Below are 14,454 nucleotides of genomic sequence, written 5' to 3'. Positions count from 1 at the left end.
TTCCGCGATGGAGGGCCCGGACGGGCCGACAATCACGGATGTAGGCGCGCTTTTCGGCCGCGGTGCGCTGTTCAGAGTCTCCGCCTTGCGCGCGAGTGCCAGGATGGATAAATGTCGGTCACTCGACTGGTACAATCACGCCCTTCACTTTCTGGTAGCGCGCGTTCGTTCTCGGCGAGATTGGGGGCATCAACGCGTTCCAGGCGTGCCTGTCGTCCCCTACGGCACCACCTCAGGTATCGTGAAGGCGAGTCCGATATTTGCTGGATCTCCAGCAACTGAAATACGCAAGCAGATCACAATCAGATCTGGCCAATTAAGCTATCAGCTCTGGTAGGTTGCCGCGAGCTAAAGAGGCTGGCACAGTCACGTTGGCTTTATTGCCTATCCCGCTCTTCGTTGCCCTTTGTACAACCAACTGTGGGATGCTGTGCGAGGCAAAAAACAGAAGGATGTCTTATGTCGTACGAAGTGCGACCGTTACGATCAGGTGACCTGCCAAGCGTGACAGACATCTATAACGCTGCATGTTGCGCAAGGGAATCGACCCAAGGATCGCGTCCCTGGACGGTCAAAGAAATGAAGGAGTATCTGTTCGAATCGCCGCCGTCGTTTGAGTCTTATGCGTGCGTGGAGAAGGGAGTCGTGGTCGGCTGGACGGCACTGACTCGGTATCGCGTCAGGGAAGACGTCAAGCATACAGCCGAGATGTCGCTTTATGTTCAAGAAACGTTTCGTCGCAAGGGAATTGGCGCGGCCCTTGCGCAGACAGTTCTGGACCGGGCAACTACGCTCAATCTGCGCTGCATTTTTTCAATGTTATTTAATGGTGTACCCGAAATTGCTTCCTTCGCAGAAAAGAAATGTGGATTTTCGCTCGCTGGATGCCTTCCCGAGGTCTTTTGCCATCGTGGAAAACAATATGACATCTTGGTTTTTGAGAGGCTTATGGTGTCGTGACGTCGATCGACTCGATCATCTTAGATGACATTGGCCCTGTAGCGCACACTTCGGAGGAAGACACGATAGACTGTCTCTCCAGGCAAGTCACAAACTGCTTGTGATCTGCTTGGGTAGCTTTTACGATGGGCAAAAGCGAACCTCGTCCGTGTCGGAGACCGGTTTGTTAGTTAGACTCTCGGTCACGCCGATTTCCTTATATCATGCTGTGAAAATTCAGAGCTGCATTTAATGGCGTCTAGTTGCCGTAGAAGGACGTATGGATCATTCGTCGGGCGATTTCGTCGCAATGTCCGTCTTTGTGACTCAGACAGTTCTGGCAGCCATTTTCCTGGAGAGCTTCCCTAAACACAACTTTATCAGGATCCACTCTGGTACTTCGTGCTAGGGGTTCAGCATGGTCTTGCTTGTCTCTCCGATCGAGCGGGCTCGACCTGGTGCCAACCAGTCTGGCATCTGCCGAGCCCTTCAGAAAGAACTCGCTACTCTATCAGACGACGGTAGCTTGAATGACGACGAGCGATCGTCAGGTAGAACTAGCAAAGTTGATAGTATGCGCCGAAGCCCCCGCGTTGTAGTGTCGCTTAAAGAAAGAGAAGTCGGCATACCAAAGGCGTTGCAGCAGTCTCTCGATGGGGGGCGGATGCTTTCATGCAAGAACCACAATGGAGCGAAGACAATGCCAATCGGAAGGAGCACAGGCTTTCCCGATAGCGGAGCATCCGCGCAGGGGTGCCGCAATGAAAGCTAAAATCGGACGGCGGAACATGATGCGCAGGCCGCGACGGGAATGCTAACGCTCTTGAGGTGTTGGTCGCCGCGCTCTGATATGCCGCGCTCTCTCTGGAGCGAGGATGTATTTCACGATCGTCCACGGATCAATATCGGACTTAGCGGAAATCGCCATGGCTACGTCGACGCGATCATGCGCGCTCTTTCAACAGGCGCGCCGGCCGACCGCCTGGGTCCATGAGGAGTTGATTGCAGATTTGGAAGCCACACTGGAAAGAGTCCGGCCCAGAGGCACCCGCAGCGACATCGCTAATGCCTTATGCTGCGTGATTGAAAACATCGGTATCGAGAAGCTTAAGCGGTGTTGGTATCCCATTTGCATCGATCGGATCTGGAAGACCGCGAGCCTCGCGGATGACGGCCTGACAGACCTGAAGCCAAACACGATTTTTCGGCTCATGCTGGGCAACTGGATCAGCTATGTCATCAGTGAATCATTCAGCGTCACCGAGTCGCGCGTCGAGGTTCTGACGCGTACGCCTCGGAAGTGTTTAGAGGTTTAGCCGGAGTCTTCATCCATGAACATCACAAGTCGCACGAGCTTTCGGCCGCTGAGCACCGTACGCGGACTTCCGCCCGACGTCCGACCCAGCTGCTTCCCGCACGATAGTGGACCCGACCATCTTTGATGTACCAATCATCTTGGAAACCTTGGAGGGAGCCCGGTTGGATCGAGCCGCCCGGGTCGATCCGACTCTCGGCCGGCCTAGATCCCACTCGTCCGGCAAGCTCGTCGAGCGAGGTGTTTGCCAAAATGGATCGACCTGCACTCGCTATCCGGGTAGTGGGCTGTGGTCACGGCGGTGAACACGCCGCGAGATATCATGTTAGCTTATGATTTGGGCGAGAGGACGGAATGCATAACTTCCCGTTACACGGCATTCAGATAGTCGAGATGAGTCACATGATAATGGGGCCTTCCTGTGGGATGATACTCTCTCAACTCGGTGCGGATGTCATCAAGGTTGAGCCACCTGACGGCGATAAAACCCGCTCGCTCATGGGTATGGGGGCGAGTTTTTTTCCGCTTTTCAATCGCGGAAAGAGAAGCCTCGTTCTCGACGTGACCACCAAATCGGGAAAAGACGCACTATTCCGTCTTCTCGAACGTTCGGATGCTTTCATCGAGAACTTTAAGGACGAGACGATAAGGAAATGTGGATTGGATGCGGCCAGTCTGACCCAGCGTTTTCCAAAGCTCATTGTCGCAGCTCACAAAGGTTTCCTAAGCGGCCCGTATGAACATCGCCCCGCGCTCGATGAGGTTGTACAAATGATGGCTGGGCTTGCGTATATGACCGGTTCCCGTGAGGTGCCGCTTCGAGTCGGTGCTTCTGTGAATGATATCATGGGCGGGATGTTCGGAGTAATCGGAATACTCGCCGCACTGCGCGAACGGGAGATGAGTGGGAAGGGCTCCGAAGTGCGCATCGGGCTCTTTGAAAATTGCCTTTTTACTGTGGCGCAACACATCGTCCAGTTCCAGATCACGGGCGCACCTGCGCCGCCGATGTCGCAGCGAAGCGTGCCATGGCCTGTCTATGACATCTTCGCCACCCGAGACAACAAACGGCTCTTCGTCGCGGTGACCACCGATGGTCAATGGAAAACCTTTTGCCGCACATTTGGCCTCGATGCGCTGCTTGCTGATCCGGACCTCGTTGAGTTTCAGCAGCGCATTGATGCTCGCCCTCGGCTGTTACCGCTACTCGCGGAACGGCTGCGGCGGTACGACCTTGAATATCTCATGGTAGAGCTTGACCATAAAAGCATACCATTCGCACCGATCAACGCGCCGGAGGAACTGCTCAACGATCCGCACGTCCGTCGTCCGGGCGGGCTGGTTACGATGGTTGATGAGAAGCATCACGCAATCGATGTACCTGCGCTGCCGATCGAGTTCGACCGGGACAGCTTAGGACCGGTCAGCGTGGTTCCATCGCTGGGCGGCGACACGTTTTCGATCCTCACAAGTGTTGGCTATTCAGAATCAGAGATCCAAGCGCTGGCCCGAGGGAAGGAGCTTGGCTATGGGCCCTCATGATTTCCAGGGCTCGCCGGCCATCCGGTTCGACGAATTCTATCGTCAGGATTAAATTCGGATCCGCTCGGCTCACGCTTTGGGGATTTTGGAACGGGAATTCGGTCGAGCCCGTTTTCGAGGATCGAGTTGACCGAGAGGCAATTGCAGCGCCAGCCACGAAGCGCGGCAGCTCGGGTCGCTCAGCGCCGCATCCTTTGCCGGCGAGGCCGGCGGCGAACATAGCGTGTTCTGATGCGGCCTGCCTTAATAATTCCATCGACAAGCGGCAAGAGCATCGGCCCGATCTGGTCGGCTTCCTAGCGGAAACGGCCCAGTGCTTCAGCGACGAGGGGGCTGCGCGCTAAGCCAGCTGAGGGAGAGGTTTGGGAACAGTTCGCTCGACGTATTTCCTACCGTTCGCCATCACATGCCAGGAGGGCTGGCGTCGTTGGCTCAGGGGCAGGGGATTGTGCGTCAAGTTCGTCTCTAGCTGGCGAGCGAGTGTGCGTATCAGAGCCGCCCTACGATGGCATCGCTACGCCTTCTTCTCTCGCGTGAACTATCAGAGCCGATAGTATACGCCGCGAGGTCGCCATTGTAGCTTCTCTTGAACAAGAGAAGCGTTGCGCCTAGTGGCAGAAAGGGCGGTCAAACACAATTCGCCGCCTCGCGAGAGCACAGTAGGTCCGCGACAACTAGCAAGAGGAGCCGACAGCGTCGAAGAACCTGCTTACGCCAACGTACGCATGTAGAGGTTTTGGATTGCTCGTCTTTGGTCGCCTCCAGAAAGAAGTCGCCGAATCAGGCACAACCGCAGCACCAGTCTCGGATACGAAGCCGACTAGTACGAAGCGACGATGCTCCATTGGTCTCGCCGAGAGTGAACTCGATCCCGTTGGGGTCTGTCACCTGCCTACGACGTTGGCCATCGTGTTTCATGAACACAACTGAGAAAGTAGAAGGGACGATTCTATGGCTTCTATAACCCCGACCTCTGAGAGGGAACGAATCATTGTCTTCGATACAACGTTGCGTGACGGTGAGCAGTCGCCAGGAGCGACAATGACCCTGGAAGAAAAGCTTCAGATCGCAGAGATGCTCGACGATATGAGGGTTGACGTCATAGAAGCGGGGTATCCAGCCGCATCAGAAGGAGACTACACAGCAGTACATGCGATTGCTAAACAGACAAGGAATGCCGTGGTATGTGGACTTTCGCGTGCCAAGCCCGAAGACATCGATCGTTGCGCCGAGGCGATTAGGCCTGCAAAGCGCGGCCGCATTCATACGTTCATTTCGACTTCGCCAATTCATATGAAGTGGAAGCTCCAGATGGACGAGCAACAGGTTTACGAGTTGGTGATCGCCCAAGTCACAAGAGCGAGAGCTCATACTGATGATGTCGAGTGGACCTGTGAAGACGCCACGCGCAGCGACCACGATTTCCTATGCCGTTGCACGGAGGCAGCGATCAATGCTGGAGCTACCACGATCAACCTAACAGACACTGTTGGCTATTCTATGCCGGAAGAATACGGCGCAATGGTTAGAATGGCGCAGGAACGAGTGCCAAACTCTGATAGGGTTCGGTTTTCAGTGCATTGTCACAACGACCTTGGGATGGCCGTTTCGAACTCGCTCGCTGGAATCTCCGCCGGAGCTCGACAAGTGGAATGTACGATCAATGGAATTGGTGAGCGCGCTGGCAATGCGTCTCTGGAAGAAATCGTCATGGCCATCAAGGTTCGGTATGATGTGATACCTTACTGGACCAATATTGAAACTCGGATGCTCGCTCGCGCCTCCAAACTAGTAAGCGAGGCAACTTCGTTTCCCGTGCAGTACAATAAGGCGATCGTCGGCAGGAATGCGTTCGCGCACGAAGCCGGCATCCATCAAGATGGCATATTGAAGAATGCGCAGACATACGAAATTATGAAACCGGAGAGTGTAGGTGTCGAGCACACGTCCCTTGTGATGGGAAAGCACTCCGGCCGCCATGCGTTCGCACGGAAGGTGCAGGAGCTTGGCTTTCGGCGCTCAGAGGCCGCCTTAGCCCAGACCTTCGTGCAATTCAAAGCTTTGGCAGATCAAAAAAAGCACATCTCTGATGACGATATCAGAGCCTTAGTTGCTGCCGAGCTTGCGGGACAGTAATTGCCGCGCGGCAAACTGAATGAAGCGCACCACTGTTTTGCGCATTCCAACGAAGTCGGCCGCGGATTCTGAGCGAAGCCGGCCGGGGGGGCCGAAGATCCCGGCCACCTTTCGGGGCGGGCTCTCGCGACGACGTCACTAGGTCAGTTGGCGGGCTCGTCGTCAAGCGGCTGACGCTTGGCGGCGGCTTTACGTAGGCTCTCCCCACTTGAGGGTGAAGCCGGCGGGCATTGCGCACGAGGCGATCGAGGATGGCGTCGGCATTCCAATGCTCGACCGGGAGCTGGCTTGTCACAACAGTAGCCGCTACCATGGCGGTCCTCCATCATCTCGAACAGGTCGCGTTGCCGCTCGGCCGTCATCGGCGCAAGTCCCCACTCGTCGAGGATCAGGAGCTCGACGCGCGCCAGGGTCCTGAGCAGGCGGACATGGCGACCGTCGCAACGCGCGAGGGCGAGCGCCTCGAACAGCCGCTGATAGGGAACGGAGCGGTTGCCCCGGCAGCCTTGTGGCCCAAGGCGCAGGCGATCCAGGTCTTGCCGACGCCGGTCGGGCCGATGATGAGCAAGTGTTGGTGCCGGTCGATCCACTGGCCGGCGACGAGTTTTTGGAACAGCTGCCTGTCGAGTCCGCGCGGCGCCTTCATCTTCAATATCCCAGACGACAGCGTTCTTCCGGAGGCTTGCCACCGTCGAGCGACGAGCCGCTTATTCTCGCGCTCTGTCGCCTCACGGTCGACGAGCGGTTCGAGACGCTCCTCGAAGGCCAGCGTCAAGATGTCGGGTTGTTGCTACTGTTCGTCGAGGGCCTTCGCCATGCATTGAGCCCGAGACCGATGAGGCGGTCGTGGGTAGGGTCTGTCAACATCGTCTCTCCTGTCTTCAGTGGTAGTAATCGGTGCCGCGGATGTTGCAGTGTCGCATCGGTGGGCCGTCCGGCGGTCTTCCGTTTGCGTAGGCGCGATCGAGGCCGTGCTGCAGGATCGACTTGATCGAGCCATAGGCGGTCGCGCCGATGTCGTTGCCGCGCCGGCAGGCGGCGTCGCTGCGGCTAGCCGTAGCTGCGCGCGAGATGAGCGGGCGTGGCTAGCGACGCAAATCCCCTTATACAGGATCTCGATCCGTCCCGTGGGGCATCAACCGCATCTACCAGGAGCTGGCCGAGCACTACGGCCCGCGATCCTGCCCACGCGTCTCGAAGACGTGGGCCAACCGCTGCGAGCCGGACGCGGCGTCGAACACCGGCACAGTGTCGCCCGCGAAGTCGATGAACAGGTTCTCTCCAGGACCATGCGCCTTCCGCATGGGCCTGCAGAGATCGTCTCGATCCATTCTCGGTAGCGATCGCAGAACCGCGAAGTATGTTCACGATCACATATTTCGCGTTATGTTGCGGCCAGATTCATGTTGTGTAAGGAGCTAAAGTTGCGGAGAGTACTGAGCACTGGGGCATCGTTCACGCAACATAATCAGAGGTCTGGGTAGCGAACCTTTGCCCAACGGAGGCTCGCTATGGATCAGACGACGTATTTCGACCGCTTGACCGTGCCCCACGATGATGCCGCGCCATTCACTGACGAGCCGGTGCCTGTACCTTCGCCACTGTGCAGAAGCCGACGCGACCGCAGCTTCTCTCAAACTCGAGCGGAACGAGCTGTTGTGGACTTCCGCGCGTCTCGGTTCACATGCTTCGGAGGGCCTCGATATCGAGGCGCTCCGACGAATCGCGACCGAGCGTCAGCGCCAGAATGGGGGCTATCACTGCGGTGCGAAGAGTGGTCGATGTCGGACGACCTTCTTCGATTTCTCGGTTGTTGGCGTGACCCCGCCGTCGACACGGTGCGGCCGCCGTCATCGTGCGCGGAAGTATTCCTCGGCATGCAGGCGCCCCGTCGGACGTTGAAGCCAGGGAGCATCTATGATTTCGCTAACCGCAGAGTTATTGCACTTGGAATTGACGCGCACAACGCGGCGGCCGTGCGTTGCGCGACGCTTGCACTTCTCAGCTTCTTGCCGAAGGTCTGTCGATAAAGGAGAAAGGAGACCATTTGGGACACCGCGGCGCGGCGACAACCAGCATCTACGCCAAGGTGAGCATGGAGGCCCTTCGCGGGGTCGGAGCGTTCGACCTGGAGACCTCCAATGATGCTGACCAACGTCGTCGTTGACGCCTAGTTGGCCAGGCAGCGGTCAGTGGCGATGCGTTTCGAGTCCGCTGCGGGTTTTGCTCCGCGGGTTCCGCCGAGCGATGGCCAATCGAGATATCGGTGAAGTCACCCCCGAGGCAGTAGCCGAATTCCTCCAAGGCAAAGGATCGCTCAGTGCTACCTGGATGCTACGATACAGGGTCTTTGAGCGGCCTTTATAGATTCGCCGTGACCCGCGGGTACACGGCATTCTCCCCATAGCCGACAACGTTGCCGAAGCTGCCGCCGCAACGAACGCCCTATCTTTCCACGGAAGAACAGCGCCGCCTGCTGGACGCGACCTCGATCCTGGAGGTTTGGCACCGGCCTCAGGTACCAGCTACCGCACGCTCCTCTTGCTGCTGTACGGAAGCGGCGTGCGCATTGGCGAGACGCTTCGCTTGGTCTTGCAAGACGTGGAGCTTATCGAGCTGGTTATCACCGTCCGCGACACGAACTTCTTCAAAACGCGCGCCTCGTGCCAGTGGGACCAAAGCTCAACCAGGAACTGGTCGGGCATATCGAGCGCCGTCGGCGGCTCCCTTTGCCCCGCGGCCAAGAAACTCCATCATCCACCACCCGCGAAGGTCGACGTGGGCATTATGCGCGGGTCACTCTTGGTTTCGGCATGTCCGCCGACCCGGCGGAATCCGAGGTGTCGCCAAGTGTCCTCGAGAGTGCGCTTGTGCGCGATGCGCATACAGTATTCGATCTTGAAAGGCCTGCTCGATCGGAGCTCGCAGAGTGTGAGTCACCGTAATCTTTTCCACCAAAAAACATCATTGTGCCATTCATCATGAATGCGCGCCACTTCGTGTAACACCGCGACGCGTCGGAATCCGAAAGGATCGGCGCTTTTTATGGTTCGAATGTTTCTTTCATATGCGCGCGACACCAGCAGACGCAATCCCAAATCGGTGGCTGTTTCAATCAAGTGTGCAAGCATAAGCCTGCCAAGTCCCTTTCCTCGATGATTCTCATCAATGTAGCGTGACGTTTCGGCAACGTCTGTATATTCTGGGCGCACGGAAAACCGACTCAATGAGCACCAGCCTATCACTGCACCATTTTCGATCTCATAGACAAACGAAGGATAAGGATCTTGATGTTCGCTAAGCCAGGCGACGCGTTCCTCGTAAGTATCGGAGATGACTTGGCTTACGGCAAAGATGCCGGGCTTCAGCGCCTGGTTGTAGATCTTAACCATGTCATGGGCATCGGCATAAGTTGCACGTCGAAACATTAGTCTAACACACCCGTTGTTGTTGAAGCGCTCGTTACTTCCGATGCGCTTATCCGTCTACGTGTTGAGAGCTTTGCCGATCAAGAGCCGGTATAGTAGTCCGCTTGTCCTCTGCCCTGAAGCTGAAGCATATCATCTATAAGATGCGGCTGCCGTCGTGTTCAACGCGGCGAGCAAACACAATCAGATCTATCCAAACAAGCTATCAGTCTTGGTAGGTTGGGCAGGCACTGTCACATTACGCTTTGCCGATTCCACCCGCTCTGCATTGCCCGTTTGCACGAAACAAAGCTGCGATGGCTAACGGGAACCGCCATGTAGCCCCACCTCGCCATCGCGAGGTTGCCAGCGACAGAGGCGAACAGAGCTGATGCGTGGAGGGGCGCGATGGCAAACGTCAAGCTTGATGCCAGGCAAAGGTGATTCCGATCGTCGCGGCGAGTTCTTTACCGGGGGAGACGGCGACGATGGTGGACCGGCGAGAAGGCCCGGATCGCGGCGGAGAGCTTACTGAATCGGCGAACATCTCCGAGCTGGCGGGCGCACTGGTGTTACCCGCGAGTTGCTTGCGTCGGCAGTTTCGATCTCGGCCAATGCCCACCAGGCCGTCGCGCTGGCCCGCTCCATCAAGACGATGAAGGTGATGCTGGCCGACGGCTCGATCCAAAGCCGCGGCGGCGGCATCATGGTCCAGCCCGACGAACCCTTTCCGGGCGGCGGTCAAGCTTGGGCGTCGTCAGTTCGGAGTCGGTGGCTGGCAAGGCGCCAAACTTCGTGCTGATCCAAATCGGCGCCGGAAGCGCTGATGCGGGGAGTCCGATACATTTCTTTGCCACAAACGACGCCTTTGGAGTCGTCCGTCCTTTAATCGCGGGCACGATGTTAACCCCGATCGACAAAAATGATCCACTGCGGGTTCATGGTTCTTTCCGCGGTCGTCTCTATGCAGGAGCGCCGCATGTTGGCGTTCAAGAGGTGTGGCATCTCGAAGCGCGGTGCGTATCGCCCGCAGGGAAGACTTCGAGATTGCCAACACCCTTCCGTCCCGGCAGGGACGCATGTTCCGCCGAAGGCCGGTCTCGGTTCGTTTAAGGCTGGTTCATGCGGTAGTCCATATGGCATGGTCGATGACAGCCATTTTGCAAGCGAGGGCAACCTTGCCTTGTTTGGCGCGCCGATGCGTTTGGCCAGCTTGCTGCAGCAGCGCTCGAGCGCAGAACCTCGTCTTACAACCGTCAGCAGGACGTTCGTGGCCTCGAATAAATAAGTTCGAGCCTGGTGATTGCCGCTTGGGATGCGGCCAGTGCGATCGATCTCACCCGACTGATAACGTCTTGGTGTCAGGCCGACATAGGCGCCAATGTGGGCAGAATGTCTAAAGCGTTGAGGTCGTCGAAGGTAACGACGAAGGACAGAGCGGTCAGGGGACAAATAGGAACGGTCATCATTCGCCGAACGTTTGGTCACATTTTCCAATTTTCTCGGTTGAACAGAACTGGGCAAGGAGTTGCGGCGCGAAAATATTCTAGATTCGGCGCTTCAGCGAGCACGGCCTCGACTTTGGGAGCCAGGTTGGTCGAGCCGGCCTTGCCGAGTACTATTCCCAGTCCCTTACATAGACCGCGCATCTGGTTGTCGAGGTCCCGCCGCAGATTCACCAGCTTGGTTCGAGCTGCCAGCATCGAATGGGTTTTCCAGTTCTCCGCCCCTTCACGGCAGCTTCCCGGTACCATCCCATGCTGGCCATTTCGGCCAACCTCTTGGCATCGTTCTGGTCCGACTTGTTGATGCGCATTGATAACGCTGCGTTGGCATGAAGCGCATCAAGGCAAATGGAGCCACTCATGACAACCCCGGCGCGAGAAGCCCGGTAACGGCTCTCTACGAATGGGAGGGGATTGCAGAAGGTCGCGCCGGCATCGCCCATTGGATGTGTCGAGATGTTATTGGCCGCTGTCATTGTTGATCCGACTACACGGGTTCAATTGATTCGAGGCTCCACCCACCAACGGCACTTGGACTCCCACTCCAGCAACAAATTCAATGCCGCGCCAGCGGCTTCGTTGTGTGCCGGGCATGCTCAATGGCTCGGAAGTGAAGGTCTTCCACCCAACTCGATGGTGGTGAAGGGTTAGTGAAACGCAAGGGCTGTCGTCGCGAGGCGGGTCTGAAGGAAGCATGAATCAAAGGTGCGAGCCGATGAACAAAAAAGGCTATGAGCGCAAGCGTCGGACGAGCGGGCAACACTTCGCGAAGTCCAGATCCATCAAGGAAGCGAAGCGTAGATCCGGCGGTTGGGCACCAAGAGGCGCTTGAGCTTACCGCGGGAGATCCGCCCGGTTTCGCCCTCGGGACCGAGACGACCGCGAGGCCGTCTGACCGCCGGGCAGAAGTCAGCAAAGGGCGTATTAGGTCGGGCTGTCGGCAAAGCTAGTGAGGCATTCCACGGCCGAAAGTTGGAGAAACAGATAGGCGGAGCCGGAAACAATGGCCGAAGGCCCGAACGGCGAACGCAGAAGATCGGCCTGTCCGGTGTTCCGTAGTTCCTTGGGTCGCATCGTCCCTTCGATGCGATCACGCAATCACGACTCGAGAGAATCACCAAAATGAAGTTGCAAACTTCGCGGCCTTCAAACCCCGAAAAACTAGCAGTCTCAAGCCTCGCTCCGTTCCAAAAATCGACTTCTGCTCAGTGGCTTGGAGGGTCTTTCACGACGCTGCATCGCTGGCCAGCATATCGATGATCTCCAATATTTGACTGGGCTCATCGGGCATGGCGGCTCCGCTTTGATTACAATGAAATCCCTTCTTGGCAGGAAGACTCCGCGGACGGCTGGGGACGCTAAAGCTTTGGTAGAAAGTTTCTGTAAGATGGAGGAGGCAGTATCGGCGCTCGTACAAGACCTCATCGGACAGGCCGTGGCCAAACCGGCCATTAGCCGCGCTGCGGCGAGCCCGGCTTGTCCACGTAAACCGCACCGAACCGCTCATCGAGGACTGGTGAAGCGGACGATCGACTGGTCGATGGACTGCGGCTTACCTAAGGATGCGATAAATGATCGGAAGGAATACCCTAAACTAGGTCTTTGGCAGCCGCGATCTTCGATAATCTTGCGTGCCATAAACGCTGTCTATCGAACGAGAGCGCTAGCGCGCCTTCTAACGATGCGCGAAAAGATCAATTCGTCAGGTCAGGCCTAATGCCGCATTTCGTAGATCTGCGGATTCGCGAAAAATATCGAGTTCGATTTCGGGCGACACCTCGATGATGCTTCCTGGACGGCGGCCGTTCTCAAGCAACGCGTATTTGAAGGCCTGGGGGCGGTTCACGAAAATGCCGCCAAAAAATCCATTCTGTTCGCGAGCAACCCAGTTGCCATGGCGATTTTTGCCAACAAAGACGGTCGGGCCACAGGGGCTACGCGAACAAGGTGCGGCGCGCTTCATCTTTTCAATCCTTCGATGACTTCGAAGAGTGTGCTCCTCAACAGAGAGAACCGCAACGCGGACAACTTGCGCTACATCTGATGATGCTGTGGACCACTCCGCTCGGGACCGAATCGCGGTCGCGGGTGGCACAAGCATTGCGATCCTCTACTGAACCGATTATCCAGAAGCGAAAAACACTCGACCAGTGTCCGCCCGGCGGGAGGCTGCGGCCGAGAGGAGCATCCGGAACCGCCGCACCTGATCATGATCTGATCGTAAAAATGTTCCCCCAGCACCAAAGCTCAACACGGCAGATATCCCCGCTTCTTGGTTGGAAAGCTGCAGCAACTTCTTGACAGCTTGGTAATGTACGCAGCAATCGACCCCACTTCAGCCTTGCAAGACATTGTCCCAATTCATTGAGACCGATGGGGCAGTCCACGTCAACAGCTCCTGACCGTCACATCGGCGGTGGTTTCTGTGCTAGCAATCGGCATGCCAGTCTCGGAATCTGACGGGCGCCTTGCCTCACGAAAAACACGTGTGCCATCAATCTGAGTGGCCGCGCCGATTTTGCAAATCTTCCGACATGTGTCCTAAATTCGAACGTGGATCGCGCGCCGAAGATGGATTCGAGATGATGCGGGTGGCGGAGCTTTAAGTTTTGCTTGCTTGCGGATAGCGGGGCCACTTGCGTTTTCACCCGATGCGCTTGTCGTCAGTGCGTTATCCGGTATCATAGTGTTTGTCGCTCAAGCTCATTGAGGGCCGCTGCTTGGCCTGCCCTGTCTCTAAAGAAGTACCAGGCAAACAGCGACTGCGCGCAATGCCCGACGCAGCTAAATCTTCTGAAGAATGTCGAGGTTGGTTGGATTTGACCGGTTGGGCGGTCGTAGTGACGGGAGTTGACGCGGAGCGTTCGGCATAGCGCAGCGCGAGAGTCCCTTGCGGATGGCAGGTGAAGGCGAATTCGGAAGGCATCTTCCATCCGAGCCGCGAGCTTGGTCGTGCATCGCTGCAATCGGGCCGCCAACATCCGAGCGCAATGCGGCCTGGGCCAGCGACATGAACAACGTTTCGTTCAGAAATTCCTCCCGTAGCGGCCGATGATGGGAAAGACGGCCCCGCTCCCTCTAGGCCGGCGATATACGGACGATGTACGGATCCGCTAACAGAGCAATTCACCAATGGAAGGCAGGACAATTGGGGTGGACATTCGAAGGCATGTATTTCACATCCATGCGGTTGATCGCAAAGGCCACTGACGAATCGCCAGAGCCTCCGGCGAGGCGAGATCATGTCGTTCTTCTCTTCGCTGGCGCCATGCGTGGTCGGCATTGAGGCCTGCGCCACCGCTTACCTCTGGCACGCGAGATTCGGCGGTTTGGACACGATGTGAGATTGATTCAGCCGGCCTATGTAAAACCTTACGTGCGGCGAGGCGCCAAGAACGACGCCGCTGACAAGGCCGCGATCTGCGAAGAGGTCACCCGCCCCAATATGCGGTTCGTTCCGATCGCGCAACCCGTTTATAAGGCCTCGATCCGCGATCTCCATCAGGGACAGCGGCCACGGCATCGGTCGCACTAACAGATCCCATGAATGAGGCGCAGAGGAGCTAAGCTGCGTCATCGGAAACCGGAGGTCTGATCATGTCTCATTCGA

Annotated in this window: 10 protein-coding genes and 3 pseudogenes; 5 read left to right on the top strand and 8 right to left on the bottom strand. The window is 57.1% G+C overall.

All coding sequences use genetic code 11. The features are described from left to right. The first annotated feature begins 459 nt into the window (after positions 1–459). The 4 genes and pseudogenes from Q3C01_RS43770 to Q3C01_RS43755 all read left to right on the top strand — a co-directional run. Positions 460–960 carry a GNAT family N-acetyltransferase gene (locus Q3C01_RS43770; protein WP_458151531.1) on the top strand — a complete coding sequence of 167 codons (501 nt, stop codon included), beginning with the start codon at positions 460–462 and terminating at the stop codon, positions 958–960. A gap of 854 nt (positions 961–1,814) precedes the next feature. Then, complete coding sequence (locus Q3C01_RS43765) at positions 1,815–2,255, top strand: M24 family metallopeptidase (RefSeq protein ID WP_458151529.1); 441 nt, start codon at positions 1,815–1,817, stop codon at positions 2,253–2,255. Between the two features lie 353 nt (positions 2,256–2,608). Beyond that, positions 2,609–3,796, top strand: a complete 1,188-nt coding sequence (locus Q3C01_RS43760; protein ID WP_458151528.1) for a CaiB/BaiF CoA transferase family protein — start codon at positions 2,609–2,611, stop codon at positions 3,794–3,796. A gap of 951 nt (positions 3,797–4,747) precedes the next feature. Then, positions 4,748–5,923: pseudogene (locus Q3C01_RS43755) on the top strand (2-isopropylmalate synthase); the annotation flags it as partial. A 152-nt stretch (positions 5,924–6,075) separates the two neighbouring features. Here the strand turns inward: Q3C01_RS43755 and Q3C01_RS43750 are convergent. The 8 genes and pseudogenes from Q3C01_RS43750 to Q3C01_RS43715 form a co-directional block, all read right to left on the bottom strand. Beyond that, positions 6,076–6,799 (bottom strand): annotated as a pseudogene (locus tag Q3C01_RS43750) (ATP-binding protein). A gap of 299 nt (positions 6,800–7,098) precedes the next feature. Next, positions 7,099–7,236: a hypothetical protein gene (locus Q3C01_RS43745; RefSeq protein WP_458151527.1), complete on the bottom strand. Its 138-nt coding sequence runs from the start codon at positions 7,234–7,236 to the stop codon at positions 7,099–7,101. Positions 7,237–8,868: 1,632 nt separating this feature from the next. Further along, positions 8,869–9,360, bottom strand: coding sequence for a GNAT family N-acetyltransferase (locus Q3C01_RS43740; RefSeq protein WP_458151526.1), 492 nt, complete (start codon positions 9,358–9,360; stop codon positions 8,869–8,871). Positions 9,361–9,757: 397 nt separating this feature from the next. Further along, the gene (locus Q3C01_RS43735) at positions 9,758–10,084 is read right to left on the bottom strand and encodes a hypothetical protein (protein WP_458151525.1); all 327 of its coding nucleotides are present in this window, start codon (positions 10,082–10,084) and stop codon (positions 9,758–9,760) included. Positions 10,085–10,242: 158 nt separating this feature from the next. Then, positions 10,243–10,827, bottom strand: a complete 585-nt coding sequence (locus Q3C01_RS43730; RefSeq protein ID WP_458151523.1) for a transposase — start codon at positions 10,825–10,827, stop codon at positions 10,243–10,245. Next, a complete protein-coding gene (locus tag Q3C01_RS43725) occupies positions 10,824–11,042 on the bottom strand; it encodes a hypothetical protein (RefSeq protein ID WP_458151522.1) in 219 nt (72 codons plus the stop codon). Before Q3C01_RS43725 ends, Q3C01_RS43730 begins: the two co-directional genes overlap by 4 nt. 726 nt (positions 11,043–11,768) lie before the next feature. Beyond that, the gene (locus Q3C01_RS43720) at positions 11,769–11,942 is read right to left on the bottom strand and encodes a hypothetical protein (RefSeq protein ID WP_458151520.1); all 174 of its coding nucleotides are present in this window, start codon (positions 11,940–11,942) and stop codon (positions 11,769–11,771) included. Positions 11,943–12,546: 604 nt separating this feature from the next. After that, positions 12,547–12,807 (bottom strand): hypothetical protein, encoded by a 261-nt coding sequence (locus tag Q3C01_RS43715; protein ID WP_458151518.1) that lies wholly within the window; start codon positions 12,805–12,807, stop codon positions 12,547–12,549. A gap of 1,169 nt (positions 12,808–13,976) precedes the next feature. On the opposite strand from Q3C01_RS43715, the pseudogene Q3C01_RS43710 reads away from it, so the two are divergent. Next, positions 13,977–14,307: pseudogene (locus tag Q3C01_RS43710) on the top strand (IS110 family transposase); the annotation flags it as partial. Positions 14,308–14,454 lie beyond the last annotated feature (147 nt).

Source organism: Bradyrhizobium sp. UFLA05-109, assembly GCF_054185165.1.
This window is presented reverse-complemented; position numbering and strand designations above follow the sequence as displayed.